This window comes from Zoogloea sp. LCSB751, from assembly GCF_002028455.1.
In the GTDB taxonomy this organism is placed as follows: Bacteria; Pseudomonadota; Gammaproteobacteria; order Burkholderiales; family Rhodocyclaceae; genus Zoogloea.
In genome coordinates this window covers 1-321 of sequence record NZ_MWUM01000117.1, presented here as the reverse complement: position 1 = coordinate 321, position 321 = coordinate 1, and the positions used below count along the sequence as shown (strand labels likewise).

The 321-nt window shown below is 59.8% G+C and carries 1 protein-coding gene; it reads left to right on the top strand.

Annotated features, from left to right (window positions below; all coding sequences use genetic code 11):
- Positions 1–191 precede the first annotated feature (191 nt).
- The coding region (locus B4920_RS31100) for an antibiotic biosynthesis monooxygenase family protein (RefSeq protein ID WP_173862706.1) at positions 192–321 on the top strand (130 nt) is incomplete at its 3' end.

The following is a 321-nucleotide window of genomic DNA, read 5'->3' as shown; positions in this document are numbered from 1 at the left end:
AGCCGGCCAATGCCTGATGGCAAGGGGGCGCTCCGGCGTTCCCTGCTCCTTTACCTCCCTGACTTCCTCACCTCAGCCTCGCCCCTGCCCATTCATTGCTGCTCTTATCTCAATAGTGTTTTGCGACTGCTGCCCTGTTTCCCACGATAGGCGGCGGGCATACTGATTCTCGTCTTAACGAGGAGGTTCAGATGTCATCCCCCGTGATTGTGATTGCCCAGCTTGAGGCCAAGCCTGAATTCGCCGCCGAGTGTCGTGCCGCCTTGGGCCCCTTGATAGCGGCTACCCTGCAAGAGCCCGGGTGCCTCTGCTACCAGTTGC